The organism is Caulobacter sp. FV2ye17ST, from assembly GCF_058680955.1.
On the sequence record NZ_CM178727.1, the window covers coordinates 3758624 to 3777286 of the forward strand.

Consider the following 18663-nt stretch of genomic DNA (forward strand, 5'->3'; position numbering starts at 1 on the left):
GGCCATGGACGAGTTCTCGATCGACGACGTCCTGGCCGAGGTGGCCGTGCTGGTGAAGCCGCATTTCGGCAAGGGCCGGCCGGCCGACTACATTCCCGAGCTGGCCGACGTGCCGGGCTCGAAATTCGGCATGGCCGTCTGCACCCTGGACGGCGGCGAGCACGTGATCGGCGACGCCGACGAGCCCTTTTCCGTCCAGAGCATCACCAAGGTCTTCGCCCTGGGCCTGGCCCTGAACCGCTTTGGCGACGAGGTCTGGCGGCGGGTCGGCAAGGAGCCCTCGGGCACGCCGTTCAACCACCTGTCCCAGCTTGAGGCCGAGGCGGGTGTACCCCGCAACCCGTTCATCAATGCCGGCGCCCTGGCGATCACCGACCATCTGCTGGACACGGTCAGGGATCCCGCCGCCCTGGTGCGCGGCTTCGCCAGCGTGCTGGCCGACGAGGCCGTCGAGATCGACGAGGCGGTCGCGGCGTCAGAGCTCGCCACCGCCCACCAGAACCGCGCCATCGCCAACCTGATGCGCGGCAAGGGCACCATCACCCACGATCCCGAGGCCGTGGTCGCCGCCTATTGCCGCCAGTGCGCCCTGACCATGAGCTGCCGACAGCTGGCGCGGGCCATGCTGCCCCTGGCGGCCGGCGGCTTCTCGCCGGTGATCCAGGAGACGATCTTCCCCGACCGCCTGACCCGGCGCCTGAACGCCCTGCTGCTGACCTGCGGCATCTATGACAGCGTCGGCAGCTTCGCCTATCGCGTCGGCCTGCCCGCCAAGAGCGGCGTCGGCGGCGGCATCGTGGCCGTGGTCCCGGGCAAGGCGGTGATCTGCGTCTGGTCGCCGGAGCTGGACCGGTTCGGAACCTCCGTGGTCGGAACAGCGGCGCTCGAGGCCTTCGCCCAGCTGACCAACTGCTCGGTGCTGTAGGCGGGGTTGACCCCGATCAAGGCGACGGCCCGCCCGGCGTGAGCACGACTCCTCTCAGGAGCCATCATGACCAAACGCATTCTGATCCTGCTGGGCCATCCAGATCCCCGTCCCGAGCGCTTCGACGCCGCCCTGGCCACGGCCTATGCCGAGGCGGCCCACGAGGCCGGTCACGCCGTTCGCCGTATCGACCTGGGCGATATCGAGACGCCGTTCCTGACCAGCCAGGCCGAGTTCGACAGCGCCCCGCCGGCCCACATCGCCGACATTCAGAGGGACATCCTGTGGGCGAACCATATCGTCCTGCTGTTTCCCCTGTGGCTGGGCGCGACGCCGGCCAAGCTCAAGGCCCTGCTGGAGCAGGTGTTCCGCGCCGGCTTTGGCATGGCGGAAAGCCCCAGGGGGCCCGTGCCGAAACTCAAGGGCCGGTCGGTTCGTCTGGTCGTGACCATGGGCATGCCGGCCATCGCCTTCCGGCTGATGTTCGGCTCCCACGGCCTGCTGGCGCTGGACAAGGGCATGCTGGGCCTGGCCGGGATGTCGCCAGTGCGAAAGACCGTGATCGGCGGGATCGAGGCGATCGGCGGCCGGGGGCGGCTGAAATGGCTGAGCCGCATGCGACGGCTGGGCAGGCTGGGGGTCTAGTCCCGAGCGACGGTTGGGCTGCCAGCGCTGGACGCCCCCTCCGTCACGTCGCGTATCCGCGCCGCGCCACCTCCCCCGCAAGCGGGGCAGGAGAAGAGCAGCTCACCCTCCTGCCCCGTAGCGAAGCGTGCGGGGGAGGTGGCGCGCTGCGGATACGCAGCGTGACGGAGGGGGCGTTCGGCGTCAGTCGCCGTAACCCACGCCCACCAGATAGAGCCCGTCTGGGGGCGCGACAGGCCCGCAAGCGGTCCTGTCCCGGGCCTCCAGCGCGGCCTTCACGTCTTCCGCGCTCCACCGCCCGATCCCGACCTCGACCAGGGTGCCGGTCATCGACCGCACCTGCCGATGCAGGAAGCTGCGCGCCTCGAACGCCAGACAGACTACCTCGCCCTCGCGCCACACCCGGGCCACGTCGAGGGTCTTCAGCGGCGACTTGGCCTGGCAGTGCATGTCGCGGAAGGTCGTGAAATCGTGCAGGCCCACCAGATGCTGGGCGGCCGCGTGCATGGCCTGCGCATCCAGCGGCTTCTTCACATGCCAGACCCTGCCCTTGTCCAGCGCCGGCGGCGCGGGGCGGTTGAGGATGCGGTAGAGATAGCGCCGCTCATTGGCCGAGAACCGGGCATGCCAGTCCCCCTCCGCGATCTCGCAGGCCAGGATGCTGACCGCCTCGCGGGTCAGGTGGGCGTTGAGGGCGTTCATGACCGTCTGGGCCGGCCAGTCGCGCTCGAGGTCCACATGCACGACCTGGCCCGTCGCATGGACGCCGGTGTCGGTGCGCCCCGCCGCCGCGATCCGGATCTCCTGGCCGCAGAAGGCCTTCACCGCCGCCTCGATCGCCCCTTGCACCGACGGCAGGGTCGCCTGGGCCTGGAAGCCGTTATAGGGCCGGCCGTCATACTCGACGAGGAGGCGGTAGCGGGGCATCAGGCCAGCAGGGTTCCGGCGGCCAGCGGAAAGCCCCGGATGAAGTCGCCGGCGTCCTGGGCGCCCTTGCCCTCGCGCTGGGCCTTCAGCAGGCGGATCGCGCCGTCTCCGCAGGCGATCAGCAGGCTGTCGTCCAGCACCGCGCCGGGCGCGCCTTCAGCATCTTCCACACGTGACAGGAGGGCCTTCACACGCACCGGGCCCTTCTCGGACGGCGCCTCGAACCACGCGCCGGGGAAGGGCGACAGGCCGCGGATGTGGCAGTCGACCTCGGCGGCGGGGCGGGTCCAGTCGATGCGGGCCTCGGCCGACTTGATCTTCTTGGCGTAGGTGACGCCGTCTTCGCTCTGCGGCGTCTCGCGGGCCCCGCCGCGCTCGATGGCGCCCAGGGCCACGGGCAGGATGCGCGAGCCCACGGCGGCCAGCTTGTCGTGCAGCGAGCCGGCGGTGTCGAGCTTGTCGATCCGCACCTGTTCGGACATCAGGATCGGACCCTCATCGAGGCCCTCGCTCATCCGCATCACCTGGACGCCGGTGACCGCGTCGCCCGCCATGATCGCCCGCTGGATCGGGGCCGCGCCGCGCCAGCGGGGCAGCAGCGAGGCGTGCAGGTTGAAACAGCCCTCGCGCGGCGCGTCCAGCACCTCGCGCACCAGGATCTGGCCGAAGGCGACTACCACGGCGGCGTCGAGGTCCAGCGCCTTGAACGCCGCGATCTCCTCGGGCGTCTTCATCGAGACCGGCGTCCGCACGGGCAGGCCCAGCCCTTCGGCGAAGGCGTGGACCGGCGAGGGCTTCAGGTCGTGGCCGCGACCGCGCGGGGCGGGCGGCTGCGAATAGACGGCCACGATCTCATGGCCCGAGGCGACCAGTTCGGCCAGACAGGCGACGGCGAAATCGGGGGTGCCGAGGAAAGCGATGCGCATGGGCGCGGTTTAGCGGTCCCGGCCCTGCATGGAAAGCGGCAGGGGAAAGCGGCCGGCGGAACCTTGGCCGTGGGGGACCGTTATCGGACCGACACTTTTCCCAGGAGCACCACCATGCGTTCCACCCTGATCTTCGCCGTCTGCGCCGCGGCCCTGTCGCTGGCCGCCTGCTCGGACCAGCACGCCACCGAGATCAAGGAGGGCGCCAAGGCCGCCGCCACCGACATCAAGGACGCGGCCAAGGAGATCTCCAGCGATCCCGACGTCAAGGAAGCCGGCACGGCCCTGAAGGAAAGCGCCAAGGAGGCCGGCGCCGAACTGAAGGAAGCCGCCGGCAAGGCGACCGACTCGATGCAGGAAGCGGGTGAGAAGGCCGGCGACGCCGCCAAGGAAGCCGGCTCCGACATCAAGGCCGGCGCCAAGAAGGCCGGTCAGGAAACCAAGGAAGAGGTCCACGAGGCCACGCGGTAGGGACGTTTAGCGGCGGAGCTGCGCCGCATGACGATCAGTGATCAAAGCTGAGGCAGAGCAAGGCCAGGCCACGCGCAAATTCATCGTCATCCCGGGACTTGTTCCCGGGACCCATGGTTCAGCTTCATCAGCGGAGTGATTTCCGGCTCGGCGTCTGCGGCGGACAAATGGGTCCCGGGAACAAGTCCCGGGATGACGACCCTTTTGAGATTTACAGACAACAGACCTCCCCAGGGAGGATCAGATCAGGCCGCCCGGCGCGCCTTCTTCACCTTGGTGATGGCGCGGTCGCGGCGCAGGCGCGACAGGTGGTCGATGAACAGCACGCCTTCGAGGTGGTCCATCTCGTGCTGGATGCAGACGGCGTACATGCCCTCGGCCTCTTCGACGACGGTCTCGCCCTTGTAGTCCTGATAGCGCAGCGTCACCTTCGAGGGGCGCTCGACATCGTCATAATAGTCAGGGACCGACAGGCAGCCCTCTTCATAGCCCTGCGTCTCTTCCGAGGCCGACAGGATCTGGGGATTGACGAAATAGCGCGGGGCCGGCTCTTCGCCGTCGCGGGCCAGGTCCATGACGATGACGCGGATGGGCTCGCCGATCTGCACGGCGGCCAGACCGATGCCCGGGGCGTCGTACATCGTCTCCAGCATGTCATCCATCAGGTGACGCAGATCATCCGTCACCGCCTCGACGGGGGTGGAGATCTTCTTCAACACGGCCATATCGGCGGCGTTATCGACGGTGAGGATGCGACGGATAGCCATAATAGGTGTCAGGTAAGGGGCTCATTCCCGAGCGTCAAGGTGGGGGATTGTCCTATCCCGGCCTGGGGGGCCAGCTTGGTCAACGCGCGAACGCCGCCTTCGACCGGGGTCAGCTCGGCGATTTCCTTGCCTTCGTGGTCGACCGACAGGTCCTCGAACCGGCGGGCCTGGGTCAGGACCTGGCTCTCCAGCGAGCCGACGAACTGGTTGTATTTGCCGACCGCGCTTTCCAGCGCCTTGCCCACAGCGCCCGCATGCGCGCCCATCACCGCCACCCGCTTGTAGAGCTCGCGGCCCACGGCGACGATATTGGCGGCGTTCTTGGCCTGGTCTTCCACCCGCCAGCCATAGGCGACGGCCTTGCACAGGGCGAACAGGGTGGTGGGCGTGACCAGCAGCACCCGCTTGTCCATGGCCTCGGTCATCAGGTCGGGCAGGCGTTCGAGGGCGGCGGCCAGGAAGCTGTCGCCGGGCACGAACATGGCCACGAAATCGGGCGAGCCCTCGGCGGCGAACTGGTCCCAGTAGGTCTTGGCCGACAGGCTGGTCATGTGGGCGCGCACGCTCTGGGCGTGACGGAGCAGGGCGGCCTCGCGCGGCAGCTCCTCGGTCAATTCCTGGGCTTCCAGGAAGGCGTTCAGCGAGCACTTGGCGTCGATCACGAACACCGCCCCACCGGGCATGCGCACCTTGACGTCCGGCCGGCGACGGCCCTCCTCGGTGTCGACGCTGAACTGCTCCTCGAAGTCGAAGCGCTTGTTAAGGCCGGCGGCCTCCAGGACGTTCCGCAAGGTCTGCTCGCCCCAGCGGCCCTGCACGCCGGCGCCGCGACGCAGGGCGGCCGACAGCTTGCGGGCCTCGAACTGGGTGGCGGTCGAGGCCTCCATCAGGGCGGCGATCTGGGCCTTGAGGCCGCCGGTCTCCTCGGCGCGGGATTTCTCGACGGCGGTGACCTGGGCCTCGAACTTGGCCAGGGTCTCGGCGACGGGCTTGAGCTGGGCTTCCAGCCGGGCCGTGGCCAGGGCCTCGCGGCTCTTGAAGTTCTCGTCGGCCCGCTTGATCAGGGCCTCGGCCACGGTGTTGGCGGTCATCGTAGCCTGCTGGGCGGCCTGGGCCCGGATCAGCTCGGCCTGGGTGGCTGACTGGTCCTCCAGCAGCCGGGCGCGCTCATCGGCCTGGACCAGACGGGCGTTCAGATCCCAGGCGCGGGCGTCAGCCGCGCTCGCCCGCCGCGTGGCGGACAGGGCCCAGAGGGCGGCCGCCACGGCGATCAGGGCGAAAACGATGGCGAGGATCAGGAACGGGTCGGAAAAGTTCATGCTCCGTTCCTAGCCGGAGTCGGGGGACTGTGGAAGGCACGGCCTTTGCCGCCCTATCCTAAACCCGCTCTCCCCGGCGAAGGCCGGGGCCCAGATCGAACCCAGGGAGGTTGTCGGCTTGGCTAAGGCAACAGGCGCGTCATCCCCAGACGCTCAGGCTGAATCTGGGCCCCGGCCTTCGCCGGGGAGAGCGGATGTTTATGTGGCTGTGCCTAGTAAGCGCAGTCGGTGAACACCCGGCTGACATCGCCCTTCCAGGCGCCGTGGTACAGTTCCAGCAGCTTGTCGGCCCGGGTGCGGCCGCTGTCGGCGATCTCTTCCAGTTCGCCCAGATAGATGGTCTCGTCCAGGAAGCCGCCGTTCATGTGGGCCCGGCCCTTGAGGCCCGACTTGGCGATGGCGACGAAGTCCTTGGCCACGTCCTGAGCGGAGCGACCGGCGACCATCGCCTTCAGGCCCAGCTTGGGCACATCGCGGCGCAGGCCGGCGCGGTCTTCCGGCGTCCAGTCCTTGCAGAGGTCCCAGGCGGCGGCCAGGGCGGCGTCGTCGTAGAACACGCCGGTCCACAGCGCCGGCAGGGCGCACAGGCTGCTCCACGGGCCGGCGTCGGCGCCGCGCATTTCCAGATAGGTCTTCAGGCGGACTTCCGGGAACAGGGTCGTGGTGTGGTCGGCCCAGTCCTTGAGCGAGGCGCGCTCGCCGGGCAGCTCGTCGATCTTGCCGTCGATGAAGTCGCGGAAATTGCGGCCGGCCAGGTCGATATAACGGTCGCCGCGCTTGGCGAAATACATCGGCACGTCCAGGGCGTAGCGGGCGTAGCGCTCGAAATCGAAGCCATCCTCGAACACGAAATCCAGCAGGCCGGTGCGGTCGGCGTCGGTGTCGGTCCAGACGTTGGCGCGGCTGGAGAGGAAGCCGTTGGGCTTACCCTCCGTGAACGGAGAATTGGCGAACAGCGCCGTGGCGATGGGCTGCAACGCCAGGCTCATGCGGAACTTGGCGACCATGTCGGCTTCGGATGAGAAGTCGAGATTGGCCTGCACCGTGCAGGTGCGCAGCATCATGTCCAGGCCCAGGCCGCCGACCTTGGGCATGTAGTTGCGCATGATGACGTAACGCCCCTTGGGCATCACCGGCACCTCCTCGCGCTTCCACACCGGCGAGAAGCCCAGGCCCATGAAGCCCAGACCCAGCTCGTCGGCGACGGTCTTAACCTCGTCCAGGTGCTGGCCGGTCTCTTCGCAGATGTCGTGCATGGTCAGCAGGGGCGCGCCGCTGAGCTCGAACTGGCCGCCGGGCTCCAGGCTGACATTGGCGCCGTTGCGCTCCAGCCCGATGATCGTCGGACCTTCCATCACGGGCTTCCAGCCGAAGCGCTGCAGGCCGGTCAGCAGGGCGTGGATACCCTTGTCGCCCTCATAGGGTACGGGCGCGTGGCTGTTCAGATAGAAGCCGAACTTCTCGTGTTCGGCGCCGACCCGGAAGGCTTCCTTAGGCTTGGAGCCCGAGGCGAAATAGGCGGTCAGTTCGTCGAGCGTCAGCGGACGCTCCTGCAGGCTAGCGGTGTCGGCCATAAGCCGTCCCTCCCCAGGGTAAAAACTCGGCTCGGCAAGGGAGGCCCTTTCCCCCGACCGCGGACTGTCACGCTGCGCAATTGGGCGTTTTCTTTGCGAACCTCAAGAGGGGGCCACCGCTTTAGGTTTCCCGCCAGTCGCCGGCCGCCGCCTGCCAGAGGGTCAGGGCGCTGATCGCGGCGGTGTCGGCGCGCAGGATGCGAGGGCCAAGCGACACCGGTGTGACGAACGGCAGCGACCGCAGCCGCTCGCGCTCCTCCGGCGCGAAACCGCCTTCGGGACCAATCAGGATGGCGGCGGGCGCCGTGCTGCCCGTCAGGGCCTCGAAGGCCGGGCGGGCGTCGCCGCCCTCGTCGCAGAACACCAGCCTGCGGGCAGGATCCCAGCCCTCGAGGATCTCGGAGAGCTTCACCGGGTCTTCCACGGTCGGCACGTCCAGGCGACCGGTCTGCTCGGCGGCCTCCATGGCGATGGCGTCCAGGCGCCCCAGCTTGACGAAGTCGACATTGGTCCGGCGCGTGACGGTCAGACGCACCCTACGCACGCCCAGCTCGGCGGCCTTTTCGACGATGGTCTCGACCCGGCCGCGCTTGACCAGGGCGATGACCAGATCAAGGTCGGGGCCCAGCGCCATCGGCCGGACCTGCGCGTCGACCTTCAGCAGCGACCCGCGCTTGCCAGTCTCGGTCAGGGTGGCCGACCACTCGCCGTCGCGGCCGTTGAACAGCGCAACCTGCGCGCCGATGGCCTGGCGCATCACCGAGGTGAGATAGCGCGACTGGTCGAGGGTCAGGATGACGCCGTAGCCGGGGGCCAGGTCCTGGGGAACGAAAAGACGGATCATGGACTCCTTCTAGCGCAACTGTGCTTTCCGAGGGTAGGCTCACCGCATGAGCAAGTCAGATGACTACGAAACCGAGCTCGCCGCCCTGCAACTGGCCCTGATCCGGATGCAGCAGAAGGCCATCAAGGATGGCTGGAAGATCCTGACCGTCTTCGAAGGCCGCGACTCCGCCGGCAAGGATGGCGCGATCGCCCGGATCACCGAGCACCTGTCGCGACGCAACACCATCGTCGTGGCCCTGCCTAAGCCGTCAGACCGCGAACAGGGCGAGTGGTATTTCCAGCGCTATGTCGAATGGCTGCCGGCCAGCGGCGAGGCGGTGCTGTTCAACCGCTCCTGGTACAATCGCGGCGGCGTCGAGCCGGTCATGGGCTTCTGCACGCCCGAGCAGCACGCCCAGTTCCTGAACGACGCGCCCGCGTTCGAGAAGATGCTGGTCGACAACGGCATGCGCTACGCCAAGTTCTGGCTGGATATCAGCCGCGAAACCCAGGCCGAACGCCTGAAGGCCCGCCGCGAGGATCCGCTGAAGGCCTTCAAGGTCAGCGACCTGGACGCCGTGGCCGAGGCCAAGTGGGACGACTACACCGCCGCCCGCGACGAGATGCTGACCCGCACCCATTCCGAGGCCGCGCCGTGGATCTGCGTGCGCGCCGACCACAAGAAGGCCGCGCGGCTCAATATCATCCGCTGGCTGCTGAACGCGGCCGGCGAGAAGAAGCTGCTGAAGGGGATCGAGAAGCCCGACCCCGAGGTGATCTTCCCGTTCGAGGTCTCGGCGCTGAGCGACGGACGGCTGGCGCGGTAGGCTCTAAAATCCCTCTCTCATAGAGAGAGGGAGGGGCCCGCCGCGAAGCGGTGGGAGGGTGAGAGGTTTCACCGTGTCCGGGGAAGCTCGGTTTGTGGTGACCGGACGAAAGGGGCGGTTAGGAGACGTTCGCCGCGAGGAGTTCGGTGAGCCAGCCGTCAAGGCGATCCGCATCGAGTGTGACGTCTGACGAAGACTTCACAGTGCGCGTCGTCGCCACATCAATGATCTCAATGTCGGCTCTGCCATTCGGCCAGAAGGTTAGACGCCCCCAGGCGCCCATGCCCTCCAGATCAAACCACGACCCATCCTTAGAAGCTTGGTCCCAGTTTTCGGATCTCGTTACGGTCAGCGCGTACGCGTCCAGCCGTGCCGAGTTCACCGAAAGCCACTCGTCTAGGTCCAGCGAAGTCACGGCACATCATGTCGCGACGAGCTTAAGCGTTCAACTTCCGACTTGGCTCGAAGGCCGCCCGCGCCCTGTTCGGAGAAATTGTAACCTCTCACCCTCCCACCGCTTCGCGGCGGGCCCCTCCCTCTCTCAAAGAGAGAGGGATCGTCTACCGCCGCCGCTTCCGCGCCGCGCGTTCAGCGGCGATCTCTAGGTTCTGGGCGATGCGGTACTCAACGATCTCGCGAACCAGCGCCTCGGGCAGCGGGTTTTCCGGCTGGAAGCGGATCGTGCCCTTGCTGGTGTCATAGGCCTTCAGCCGGTCGGCGAAGGGTTCGATCACGCTGTGCGGATAGAAAGCGCAGTGGTTCTTGGCGGCGCCGAAATGCACCAGCGCGCCGTTCAGCCTGAAGGTCGGCAGGCCATAGCTGATGCCTTCCTCCGCGTCCGGAGCCGCCTGGCGGATCTGGCGGCGCAGGGTCTCCAGCGCGGCGCGCTGGTCTGGCGGAACATCAGCGAGATAGGCGTCGATCGACGCGGCGGCGGCTTTCACGGCGGTTCCTCCCTGAAGATCTTCGAGGACGTCCCGCCGCAGCCTGATCCGACATCCGTCCCCGATCAATCGACCGGGGACGGACAGGCGGGTCCTACCGAACCCCGTAGAGCGCCATCACGTCCTTGCGGAACGCGGCGCCGCTGTCGGGACGGCTGTAGAACATGTGGCCGCCGGCATAGTTGGACAGGGTGACGCGGCCGGCCACGGTGGCCGGCATGGCGTCGACGATCAGGCGCGAGGCGAAGAACGGGCACGACAGGTCGTTATAGCCGTGGACGATCAGCACCTTCAGTTTCGGATCGACCGAGACGATCTTGCGCAGGTCGGTCACCGACTCGGTGTCGGGGCCCTTGCCGCGATCCCAGTTGCGGTTGACCACGTCCGACAGGGCGTCATAGCGCACGTCCGGCTTCCAGCCGACGATGCGGGTGGTGAAGTCGACGATGGCGCTGGTGGTCGGGGCGATGATGGCGTCCAGGATCGGGTCGTTGACCTCCTGCTCGGGCGCGAAGGGGAAGGGATCCAGCGCCGTGACGTTGCTGTCGTAGCGGCTGCCCAGGCGGCCGGTGTCGCGGAACACCTCGCGCAGGAACGACTGGGTCTCCAGCCGCCCCCCGGCCCGGCGCACGAACCTGGGATCCAGGCCCGTCATGGCCGAGACCCGGGTCGTCAGGCGATCCAGGGCGGCCGGGTCGGAGCCCTTCATCAGGTCGACCATGTATTCGCCGCGCGTATAGTCCTCGACGGCCTTGATGGCCTCAGGCGTCAGCTTGCCGTCGCGCTCCAGCTTGGCCGCCGCGATCGACGGCAGGGTCCACATAGCCGGCAGGGGCGAGATTTCCTGGCCCTGGCGACCAGCGCTGGTCAGCAGCGGCGAGACCAGAACCACGCCCTTCACCGCCACGCCCAGATCGGTCTGCAGGGTGTAGGCCAGGCGCGGGCCGCGGAAGCCGCCATAGCTCTCGCCGACCAGATATTTCGGCGAGGCCAGGCGCTCGGTCTTGACCAGATAGTCGAAGACGATGCGCGACAGGTAGTCGATGTCCTGTTTCACGCCATAGAAGCGCTTCTTGGTCTCTTCCTCGGTGGTCAGGCTGCGCGAGAAGCCGGTGCCGACCGGGTCGATGAAGACGATGTCGGTGAAGTCCATCCAGCTGGCGGGGTTGTCTTCCAGCTTCACGGGCGCCGAGGGGCTGTCGCCCTCGGCGCCGAACTGCACGCGCTTGGGGCCCAGGGCGAAGTTCAGATAGACCGAGGCCGCGCCCGGGCCACCGTTGAAGGCGAAGGTGATCGGACGATTGGGATCGCGCGGGCCGTCCAGGGTGTAGGCGGTGAACACCACCTCGGCGATCTTCTTGCCCTTCTCGTCGCGCACCGGCATCGCGCCGACCGTGGCGGTGTAGGACAGCACCTTGCCGCCCACCGTGGCGGTCTGCTTGACCGACTTGTCGGCGGGGAACGGTGTCAGCTCGCTGGCGGCCGGCTTGTCGCCGCCGCCCTTGGCGTCCTGGGCGAAAACGCCACTGGGGCTGGCTAGGCTGGCCGCCAAAACCAGAGCCGTCAGGCCTGCCCTGAATGAATTTCGCATCAACACCCCCATACTGAGGCCGAAATTGCTAGTGCATGATCGCCAGCTTCACAACGGCCTCAGGGCGTGATCCTGTCGCGGCACAGGCGAGGATACGGCTATGGACCACACGGCAAGCCAATCGGCCCGAACGACCACCGCTATCCGGCTGGGGACGGGGCTTCTCCAGGGCCTGGCGCTCTTCCTGCTGCACCACGCCGAGAACGTCAAAGCCTGGCCGGCCACCCAGCCGCTCGCCTTCGCGCCCCTGGTGCTGGTGGCTTTGTTCGCGCCCTTCGTGGTGCTGGCCGGGATCGGGGCCCTGCGCCGGACCAGCCTGATCGTCTGGGCGCTGGGGGCCACGGCCTTCACGGCGGGCCTGGCCTTTTACGGCGCCTGGCAGGGCGTCGACGCGGACAAGATGCCCGACTTCCCGGTGTTCGCCTCCATCGCCGCCGGCCTGTTCATCGCCCATCACCTGATCCAGCCGGCGCAAGCCGAGCGGCGGGTGGTGGCCAGCTATCCGGCCTATTTCGACATTACCTGGATGCACGGGGTGCAGCTGGTCCTGTCGGCGGGCTTCACCGGCGCGTTCTGGATCCTGCTGTATCTGGGCGCGTCGCTGTTCAAGCTGATCGGCATCGACGCCATCCAGAAGCTGATCGCCGAGGAGGCCTTCGCCTTCCCCGCCACCACGGTGATGTTCGCCGCGGCCGTGCAGCTGACCGACGTGCGCTCGACCCTGGTGCGCGGCGTGCGCACCGTGGCCCTGACGCTGCTGGCCTGGCTGCTGCCGCTGATGACCCTGATCGCGGCCGGCTTCCTGGCCAGCCTGCCGTTCACGGGTCTGGAGCCGCTGTGGAAGACCCGCGCCGCCACCGCCCTGCTGCTGACCGCCGCCGCCCATCTGATCGTGCTGATCAACGCCGCCTATCAGTGCGGGACCGAGCCGCCGCCGACCGTGCTGAAATGGGCGGCGCGGATCGCGGGCCTGCTGCTGATCCCCATCAGCCTGCTGGCCGCCTATGGCCTGGCCCTGCGGGTTGGCCAGCATGGCCTGACGCCCGATCGGGTGTTCGCCGGCGCCTTCGTGCTGGTCGCGGGCGGCTATGCTGTCGGCTACGCCATCGCCGCCCTGCGCAGGGGCGACTGGATGAAGGCGCTGGAGACGACCAATATCGTCATGGCCTTTGTCAGCCTGGCCCTGCTGACCGCACTCTTCACGCCCATCGCGGACCCGGCCCGCCTGTCGGTCAATGATCAGGTCAGCCGGCTGGAGCGCGGCAAGGTCAAGCCCGCCGACTTCGACTACGCCTTCCTGCGCTTCGACGGCGGCCGCCATGGACGGGCCGTGCTGACGCGGCTGAAGACCGACAAGAACCCCGAGATCGCAAAAGGCGCCGCCCAGGCCCTGGCCTGGACCGTCCGCCCGCCGCTGGACGCCCGTCCGCGCTTTACCCGCACCACCGTCTATCCCACCGGCCGCGTGCTGCCCGAGACCCTGGTCAAGCAGGACTGGCTGCCGCAGGAGGGCGACTCGGTCTGCGTCTATCCGGAGACGGTCTGCTCGGCCCTGCTGCTGGACGTCGATGGCGACGGCAACGAGGAGGTGCTGTTCTCGAACGGCGGGACGCTGGACGTCATCAAGCGGTTCCCCAAGGACAGCTGGAAGAAGATCGGCACGGCCTCGGCCCGCTGCAGCGGGACCGACCTGGACAAGGCCCTGAAGTCAGGGACCGCCCGAATGGCCGATCCCGTGCCGCGTCGCGACATTCTGGTGGGCGACCTGCGGCTGGCCTTTACGCCGTTCGCGGCGGGGTGTGCGGTGGAGGGGCCTGGGCCTGGGAAGTAGCCCGAAAAAATCCTGTCATCCCGGGCGAAGCGCAGCGAAGACCCGGGACCACGGCAAGCGTCGCCGTTTCCGGCGGTCCCGGCTCGGCGCGCTACGCGCTTGGCCGGGATGACACGGATATTTAGCTACCCAACCCCCTCGCTCACCGCATTCAGCCGCGCATAGACCCCGCCCTTGGCCTTCAACTCGGCATGGCGGCCCTCTTCCACCACCCGGCCCTTCTGGAACACCAGGATGCGGTCGGCGCCGCGCACGGTCGACAGGCGGTGGGCGATGACGATGGTGGTGCGGCCGGCCATCAGGGCCTCGGCGGCGACCTGGACGTCGGCCTCGGTCTCAACGTCGAGGGATGAGGTGGCCTCGTCCAGCACCAGGATCGGCGCGTCGGCCAGGAAGGCGCGGGCGATGGCCACGCGCTGGCGCTCGCCCCCCGACAACTTGACGCCGCGCTCGCCCACCAGGGTGTCGTAGCCCTTGGGCAGACCCAGGATGAAGTCGTGGGCATGGGCCTTGCGGGCCGCCGCCTCGATCTCTTCGCGGGTGGCGTCCGGCTTGCCGTAGGAAATGTTCTCCAGCAGCGTGCGGTGGAACAGGGCCGGGTCCTGCGGCACCACCGCGATGGCGCGGCGCAAGGACCCTTGTGTCACCGCCGACACGTCCTGGCCGTCGATGACGATCCGGCCGCCCTGCAGGTCGTGCAGGCGCTGGATCAGCTTGACGAAGGTCGACTTGCCCGAACCCGTCGGCCCCACCAGCGCCACCCGCTCGCCGGGCGCGATGGTCAGCGAGAACTGGTCATAGAGCGGCGCGCCGGCCGCCTTGTAGCGGAAGGTCACGGTCTCGAAGGCGATGGCGCCGGGACCGACCTGGAAGGCGAGAGCCTCGGGGGCGTCGGCGATCTGCGGGGCCAGACGGTCCCAGGCGGCGACGTCCTCGCTGTCGTCCAGGCCCTTCTGCAGCATGCGGATGTTCTCACCCAGATTGCGCAGATAGCCGCTCATCAGCATGAAGGCGGTGATGGCGAAGGCCACGTCGCCGGGGCTGGCGGTGCCGTGGGCCCAGCCCCAGACCATTGAACCGGTCAGACCCGCCTGCAGCACCACCAGCAACAGGTTCTGGCCCAGCCACACGTCGGTGAAGCGGCTCCAGGTGACCATCACCGCCTCACGCCACTGGGCCGTGACCTGCGCGATCCGGGCGGTCTCGCGCGCCTCGGCCCCGAAGCTCTTGACGGTCGGGTTGGAGGTCACGGCGTCGGCCAGGGCCCCGCCGATCTTCGAATCCAGCGCGTTGGAGCGCAGGTTGCTGGGTCGCACATAGCGCTCGATGACGATCAGGTTGGCCGCAAGATAGGCGGCGATCACCACCAGCGAGATCACGCCCGCCATCGGCTGGCGAAACAGCATCATCACCGACAGGCCAACCAGCACAACGAGGCCGGGACCCAGCCAGATGGTCACCGCGTCGGTGACGCTGTCATAGCCCCACATGGCCCGGGTCAGCTTGCGCACCGTGGCCCCGGCGAAGCTGTCGGCATGCCAGTCCGACGAGAAGGCCTGCACCTTGGCGAAGCCCTCGTTGGTCATCTCTTCCATGTTGCGGGCGGCCAGCGGAATCCAGAACCGGTGCGAGATGTTGCGCACCACCGCGAAGGCCAGATAGACGCCGACGAACAGCCACAGCGCCGACCAGGCGGCCGGGTCGCCACGCGGCTTTTCGACCACCGCGTCGATCAGGTGTCCCGAGGCGTAGGGCAGGGCCAGGTCAAAGGCCACGGCGGCCAGGGTCAGGGCCACGCCCAGCCCGAACAGCACCGGCCGCCGCTTCCAGAACCGCGCGATGAAGCCCAGCACCTGCCCGTTGGACAGCGCCCGCTTGCGGACGCCCGCTTCGTCCTCGTCGTCGATGAAGTCGCTCATGATGCCGGCTAGATAGGGCCTGCCGGGCAATATGGCGAGCCGAGAGCGGCCGAGCGCCGCTAAAGGTCGCGTCGGATTTCGTCGATCAACCGCTCAAGAGCTCGCAGTTCGGAGGTTTCCGTCCGGTCGAAGGTTTCAATCAGACAGGCTTCCAAACCGACGGGCGGCGCTGACGAATTCAACGCCTCAGCGCGGCGAACAAGTTCGTAGGTTTCCTGAACGAAAATATCTAACGTGCGCATCACTCGCCCCACTAGGCGAGCAGCGACCTCTGTAAGTTCAGTGTCGCAAAAAATCTCGCGAACGAAAGTCCGACGCATTCGCGCCAGATCTCGGTTCAACCCGCCGAGCTCCTTGTAGCGTCCGTTCTCATCCGCATTCTCATCCAGATGAACGGCATAAGCATAGCGCGCGTCATCCATGCCATTGATGCAGCCCGCCAAGGCGTCCTGGATCGAAAACAGTTGGCGTCGCGCCAGCATCCGCAGCCTCGCCCGGTCGAGAAGGCGCAGGCCGAGCACAATGACAAGGGCCTCCATCCAGAAGAAGAGAACAGCCACCAGAATGTTGCCCTCCACCTCTGGGGGCAGCAATGGAAGTTGGAACGGAAGCGGCGGCGCAAAAACACGGACAAGAGCATAGCCCGTGATTGCCATCGCCGTCAGAATAGCCGCTACCAGCAATAAAAGCAGAGGGGTCCCCAACAGCAGATCGCCGATCACGCTCAAGCCAAGGGCCTTACTGGGCTTTTGGACCTTCTTCGGCTTGGCGTTGGTGTTAGCGAACGTCGAGCGGCTAACTCGTCGGGTCACCGTAGGTGTGGGCTGCTCATCACCCAGTATCAGCGGCGTTCTAGCGTCCATAGACCCCTCCCCCAAAGGTGATCCCATCACCTCTTATGGCGAGAGCGGACGCAATGAAAATCAACCTATTAGAGAAGTTTTTACAGCAAGCGTCGGAACTAGCGCCTCCTGAACGGCCGCCAGCGCAGGAACCAGATGATCGCCGGCCCCACCACCGGCGTGCGCAGCAGCGGTCGCACGACCAGAGGCCGGGTCTTGAGGAAACAGACCACCGCCCCGATCCAGAACACCGTGGTCGGCATGCCCGGCACCACAACGCCCACCGCGCCGGTAGCGACCAGCGCGCCGCCCACCCCGTCCAGCGCCCAGCGCTCGACGCGGGTTAGGCGACGACGGCGCACTTTGCGATCAGGGACGACGCTCATGGCGCGACCATCGCCCCTCTCGCGGTCCATGTCGAGCATGGTGAGAGCGAGTCGCAAGACCGTCAGGCCTCGCACACCCCGCCGATCCGGCGCGGCGCCGGCCGGTTGAGGTTGCGCCGGATGCGCGGCCCGAACTTGGTGGCCGACATCAGGCGCGGCAGCATCGCGGTGTCGCCGCCCCGGGCGAAGGCGCGGGCCGCGAGGGTCCACAACGCCGTCGTCACCGGTGAAGGCGTCACGACGCCCAGCGCCGCGCCCACGATCAGCAGCAGCCAACCCGCCAGGCGAAACAGGACAGATTGCGGATCGGTCGGGCGGACGTCGGACATGGGATGACTCCTGTCGAAGGGATCGGGGAGAGCGACGGGCGGGAGCAAGCCGCCCTCCCCGCGCCGACGAACGGTCCGGATAGGCGGACTATTCGGCGGCGATCGCGGCGGGATCGAACGCGACCCCGATGCGGTGGGCGACGCCGGCGGCATAGGCCGGATCGGCGCGGTGGAAGTGGACCAGCTGGCGCTTCTGGATCTCGACCGGCACGCCGTGCATGGCCGCGGCGATATTGTCGAACAGCTGGCGCTGCTGGTCGGCGTTCATCAGCCGGAACAGGTCGCCCGGCTGGGTGTAGTCGTCGCTGACCCCGCGATGGTCGAAGCGGTCGGCGTCCCCCGACAGCGGCAGGGCCGGTTCGGCGAAACGCTTGTCTTCCACCGGACCGCCGAAGCTGTTGGGCTCGTACCAGGCTTCCGTACGCGGCGGACTGTCGAAGCGCATCGCGCCGTCGGCGTGCTGATGGTTGACCGGGCAGCGCGGACGGTTGACAGGCAGGGCCTCATAGTGGGTCCCGATCCGATAGCGGTGGGCGTCGGCATAGGCGAAGATCCGCGCCTGCAGCACCTTGTCGGGCGAGAAACCGATACCCGGCACGATGTTCGAGGGCGAGAACGACGACTGCTCGATCTCGGCGAAATAATTGTCGGCGTTGCGGTTCAGCTCGACGACGCCGACCTCGATCAGCGGAAACTCCGCATGCGGCCAGACCTTGGTCAGGTCGAAGGGGTTCCAGCGGAAGGTCTGCGCCTGGGCCTCCGTCATCACCTGGATGCAGAACTTCCAGCGCGGGAAATCGCCGCCCTCGATGGCCTCGAACAGGTCGCGCTGGGCGCTCTCGCGATCATTGGCGATCACCGCGTTGCCCTCGGCGTTGGTCCAGTTCTTGATGCCCTGCATCGACTTGAAGTGGAACTTCACCCAGACGCGCTGATTGGCGTCGTTGATGAACGAATAGGTGTGGCTGCCGAAGCCGTGCATGAACCGGTAGCCCTGCGGCAGGCCGCGATCGCTGAACAGCGTCGTCACCTGGTGCAGGCTTTCGGGGCTCAGCGACCAGTAGTCCCACATGGCCGTCGGCGAGCGCAGGTTGGTGACCGGGTGGCGCTTCTGGGTGCGGATGAAGTCGGGGAACTTCAGCGGATCGCGGACGAAGAACACGGGGGTGTTGTTGCCCACCATGTCCCAGTTGCCTTCCTCGGTGTAGGCCTTGATCGAGAAGCCGCGCACGTCGCGCTCGGCGTCGGCGGCGCCGCGCTCGCCGGCCACGGTGGAAAAGCGCATCAGGATCTCGGTCTTCTTGCCCACCTCGGACAGGAACCTGGCCTTGGTCCAGCGGGTGACGTCCTGGGTGACCGTCAGCGTGCCATAGGCGCCCGAGCCCTTGGCGTGGACGACGCGTTCCGGCACCCGCTCTCGGTTCTGGTGGGCCAGCTTTTCCAGCAGCTGGTAGTCCTGCATCAGCAGCGGGCCGCGCGGGCCGGCGCTGAGGGAATTCTGGTTGTCGGCGATGGGCGCGCCGGCCGTGGTGGTCAGGATCTTGTCGGTCATGGTGGCCTCCGCCGCTTTGGTCTGCTCAAGGTGACCGCTGTGGTTCCATAAATCCAATTGATC

Annotated in this window: 19 protein-coding genes; 5 read left to right on the plus strand and 14 right to left on the minus strand. The window is 67.5% G+C overall.

Annotated features, from left to right (window positions below; translation table 11 throughout):
* Positions 1-4: 4 nt before the first annotated feature.
* The gene (locus ACW17V_RS17980) at positions 5-925 is read left to right on the plus strand and encodes a glutaminase (protein WP_492108825.1); all 921 of its coding nucleotides are present in this window, start codon (positions 5-7) and stop codon (positions 923-925) included.
* A 66-nt stretch (positions 926-991) separates the two neighbouring features.
* Positions 992-1570, plus strand: a complete 579-nt coding sequence (locus tag ACW17V_RS17985; protein WP_492106412.1) for an NAD(P)H-dependent oxidoreductase — start codon at positions 992-994, stop codon at positions 1568-1570.
* A gap of 183 nt (positions 1571-1753) precedes the next feature.
* Here the strand turns inward: ACW17V_RS17985 and truA are convergent, their stop codons facing one another.
* The gene (truA, locus tag ACW17V_RS17990; RefSeq protein ID WP_492106413.1) at positions 1754-2497 is read right to left on the minus strand and encodes a tRNA pseudouridine(38-40) synthase TruA; all 744 of its coding nucleotides are present in this window, start codon (positions 2495-2497) and stop codon (positions 1754-1756) included.
* A complete protein-coding gene (gene fmt, locus ACW17V_RS17995; protein ID WP_492106414.1) occupies positions 2497-3423 on the minus strand; it encodes a methionyl-tRNA formyltransferase in 927 nt (308 codons plus the stop codon). Before fmt ends, truA begins: the two co-directional genes overlap by 1 nt.
* A 114-nt stretch (positions 3424-3537) precedes the next feature.
* Here fmt and ACW17V_RS18000 point away from each other — a divergent pair, with 114 nt between their 5' ends.
* Positions 3538-3894: a cell surface protein gene (locus tag ACW17V_RS18000; protein WP_492106415.1), complete on the plus strand. Its 357-nt coding sequence runs from the start codon at positions 3538-3540 to the stop codon at positions 3892-3894.
* Between the two features lie 245 nt (positions 3895-4139).
* Here the strand turns inward: ACW17V_RS18000 and def are convergent, their stop codons facing one another.
* The 4 genes from def to ACW17V_RS18020 form a co-directional block, all read right to left on the minus strand.
* On the minus strand, positions 4140-4661 hold the full coding sequence (def, locus tag ACW17V_RS18005; RefSeq protein ID WP_492106416.1) for a peptide deformylase: 522 nt from the start codon (positions 4659-4661) through the stop codon (positions 4140-4142).
* A gap of 8 nt (positions 4662-4669) precedes the next feature.
* On the minus strand, positions 4670-5980 hold the full coding sequence (locus tag ACW17V_RS18010; RefSeq protein ID WP_492106417.1) for a DNA recombination protein RmuC: 1311 nt from the start codon (positions 5978-5980) through the stop codon (positions 4670-4672).
* A 212-nt stretch (positions 5981-6192) separates the two neighbouring features.
* The gene (locus ACW17V_RS18015; RefSeq protein WP_492106418.1) at positions 6193-7554 is read right to left on the minus strand and encodes a glutamate--cysteine ligase; all 1362 of its coding nucleotides are present in this window, start codon (positions 7552-7554) and stop codon (positions 6193-6195) included.
* Between the two features lie 121 nt (positions 7555-7675).
* Complete coding sequence (locus ACW17V_RS18020; protein ID WP_492106419.1) at positions 7676-8398, minus strand: 16S rRNA (uracil(1498)-N(3))-methyltransferase; 723 nt, start codon at positions 8396-8398, stop codon at positions 7676-7678.
* A 46-nt stretch (positions 8399-8444) separates the two neighbouring features.
* Between ACW17V_RS18020 and ppk2 the strand changes: the two genes are divergently transcribed.
* Entirely contained in the window at positions 8445-9206 is a 762-nt protein-coding gene (ppk2, locus tag ACW17V_RS18025; protein ID WP_492106420.1) for a polyphosphate kinase 2, read from the plus strand.
* 118 nt (positions 9207-9324) lie between these two features.
* On the opposite strand, the gene ACW17V_RS18030 is transcribed toward ppk2, so the two are convergent.
* The 3 genes from ACW17V_RS18030 to ACW17V_RS18040 form a co-directional block, all read right to left on the minus strand.
* Complete coding sequence (locus tag ACW17V_RS18030) at positions 9325-9621, minus strand: immunity protein TriTu family protein (protein ID WP_492106421.1); 297 nt, start codon at positions 9619-9621, stop codon at positions 9325-9327.
* Between the two features lie 145 nt (positions 9622-9766).
* The gene (locus ACW17V_RS18035) at positions 9767-10150 is read right to left on the minus strand and encodes an iron chaperone (RefSeq protein ID WP_492106422.1); all 384 of its coding nucleotides are present in this window, start codon (positions 10148-10150) and stop codon (positions 9767-9769) included.
* 94 nt (positions 10151-10244) lie between these two features.
* On the minus strand, positions 10245-11741 hold the full coding sequence (locus tag ACW17V_RS18040) for a S10 family peptidase (protein WP_492106423.1): 1497 nt from the start codon (positions 11739-11741) through the stop codon (positions 10245-10247).
* A 100-nt stretch (positions 11742-11841) separates the two neighbouring features.
* Here ACW17V_RS18040 and ACW17V_RS18045 point away from each other — a divergent pair, with 100 nt between their 5' ends.
* On the plus strand, positions 11842-13572 hold the full coding sequence (locus tag ACW17V_RS18045) for a DUF4153 domain-containing protein (RefSeq protein ID WP_492106424.1): 1731 nt from the start codon (positions 11842-11844) through the stop codon (positions 13570-13572).
* A gap of 125 nt (positions 13573-13697) precedes the next feature.
* Here the strand turns inward: ACW17V_RS18045 and ACW17V_RS18050 are convergent, their stop codons facing one another.
* The 5 genes from ACW17V_RS18050 to ACW17V_RS18070 form a co-directional block, all read right to left on the minus strand.
* Complete coding sequence (locus ACW17V_RS18050; RefSeq protein WP_492106425.1) at positions 13698-15491, minus strand: ABC transporter ATP-binding protein; 1794 nt, start codon at positions 15489-15491, stop codon at positions 13698-13700.
* 59 nt (positions 15492-15550) lie between these two features.
* Positions 15551-16354 (minus strand): hypothetical protein, encoded by an 804-nt coding sequence (locus tag ACW17V_RS18055; RefSeq protein WP_492106426.1) that lies wholly within the window; start codon positions 16352-16354, stop codon positions 15551-15553.
* Between the two features lie 98 nt (positions 16355-16452).
* Positions 16453-16719, minus strand: a complete 267-nt coding sequence (locus tag ACW17V_RS18060; RefSeq protein ID WP_492106427.1) for a DUF454 family protein — start codon at positions 16717-16719, stop codon at positions 16453-16455.
* A 62-nt stretch (positions 16720-16781) separates the two neighbouring features.
* The gene (locus ACW17V_RS18065) at positions 16782-17048 is read right to left on the minus strand and encodes a hypothetical protein (protein ID WP_492106428.1); all 267 of its coding nucleotides are present in this window, start codon (positions 17046-17048) and stop codon (positions 16782-16784) included.
* Positions 17049-17136: 88 nt separating this feature from the next.
* Positions 17137-18600 (minus strand): catalase, encoded by a 1464-nt coding sequence (locus tag ACW17V_RS18070; RefSeq protein ID WP_492106429.1) that lies wholly within the window; start codon positions 18598-18600, stop codon positions 17137-17139.
* Positions 18601-18663 lie beyond the last annotated feature (63 nt).